The 1,719-nt window shown below is 65.3% G+C and carries 1 protein-coding gene; it reads left to right on the top strand.

Annotation, left to right across the window (positions count from 1 at the left end):
* Positions 1-1,719: amino acid adenylation domain-containing protein (locus tag A5781_RS24295; RefSeq protein ID WP_156625030.1), on the top strand; the 1,719-nt coding region annotated here is incomplete at both ends.

Raw genomic sequence — 1,719 nt, 5'->3', positions numbered from 1 at the left:
GAGCTGGTCGGGTTCTTCGTCAACACCCTGGTGTTACGCGTCGATCTGGCCGGCGACCCCAGCGTGGCCGAACTCCTAGGGCAGGTGCGTGCCCGCAGCCTGGCCGCCTTTGAGCACCAAGACGTGCCCTTCGAGGTGCTGGTGGAACGGCTCAACCCCACCCGCAGCCTGACCCATCACCCCTTGTTTCAGGTGGCGTTGGCCTGGCAAAACTTCGCCTGGTCTGCCAGTGATCCCGCGGTGGGGGTGGCCTTGGGGGATGTGCAGGTCAACCCCTTGCCGGTGCAAACCCACAGTGCCCGTTGGGATCTGACGTTTTTCCTGGCCGAGCGGTGGACCGAGGCCGGTGAGCCCGCCGGGATTGGCGGGGCGGTGGAGTTTCGCACCGATGTGTTTGACCCGCAAAGCATCCAAGCGCTGATCACCCGATTCCAGCGCGTCCTGGCGGGGATGACGGCCGATCCGACTCGGCGGCTCTCGTCGATGGAGCTGCTCGATGAGGCTGAGCATGCCCGCCTGGATATGATCGGTAACCGGGCGGTGTTGACTCAGCCGGCATCTGCGTCGGTGTCGATTCCGGTGTTGTTCGCCGAGCAGGTGGTGCGCACGCCTGAGGCGGTGGCGATCAGCTATGAGGGCCACTCGGTGACTTACCGCGAGCTGGATGAGGCGGCCAACCGGTTGGCGCACCTGTTGACGGCTTACGGGGTGAGCTCGGGTTCGTTCGTGGCGCTGCTGTTTTCGCGGTCCGTGGAGGCGGTCGTGGCGATCCTGGCGGTTTTGAAGTCGGGGGCGGCTTATGTGCCGATCGACCCGGCGTTGCCGGCGGCGCGGATCGGGTTCATGGTGGCTGATGCCGCGCCGATCGCCGCGATTACCACTACCGGGCTGGCCGATCGGTTGCACGGGTATGACCTAGTGGTTATCACTGTCGATGATCCCGCGATCGAGACCCAGCCGGCCACGGCCTTACCGGCCCCGGCTGCTGAGGATATTGCGTATCTGATTTATACCTCGGGCACCACCGGGGTGCCCAAAGGCGTTGCCATAAGCCATCACAACGTCATCCAGTTGCTGGCGTCGCTGGAAGGGAGGTTGGATCCAGCGGGGGTGTGGACGCAGTGTCATTCCCTGGCTTTTGACTTCTCCGTGTGGGAGATCTTCGGTGCGCTGCTCGGTGGTGGGCGGTTGGTGGTCGTATCGGAGGCGGTGGCGCGCTCGCCAGAGGAGTTCCACGCTGTGCTGGTGCGTGAGCAGGTCAGCGTGTTGAGCCGGACTCCGTCGGCGTTTTATGCGCTGCAAACCGTTGATGCGCTCCAGCCCGAGCGGGCAGACCAGCTGGCGCTTCAGACGGTGGTGTTCGGCGGTGAAGCCCTTGAGCCCGCACGTCTTTCGACGTGGCAGCACAACCACCCGCGATCACCACGGTTGATCAACATGTATGGCATCACCGAGACCACGGTGCATGCCTCGATACGCGAGATCGTGCCCGGTGATCTCACCGGGGCGGCCAGCCCGATCGGGATGCCGTTGGCGCATCTGGGCTTCTTCGTCCTGGACGGGTGGTTGCGTGCGGTGCCGCCGGGAGTGGTCGGGGAGTTGTATGTGGCCGGCGCCGGGGTCGGGATCGGCTATTGGGGCCGGGCTGGGTTGACCGCATCGCGGTTTGTGGCATGTCCCTTCGCCGGGGCGCCGGCGGCGCGGATGTATCGCACCGGG

Source organism: Mycobacterium sp. 852002-30065_SCH5024008, assembly GCF_001665645.1.
Classification (GTDB): domain Bacteria; phylum Actinomycetota; class Actinomycetes; order Mycobacteriales; family Mycobacteriaceae; genus Mycobacterium; species Mycobacterium paraffinicum.
Note: the sequence above shows the minus strand (reverse complement) of the source record. Positions and strands in the feature narration are given on the sequence as shown.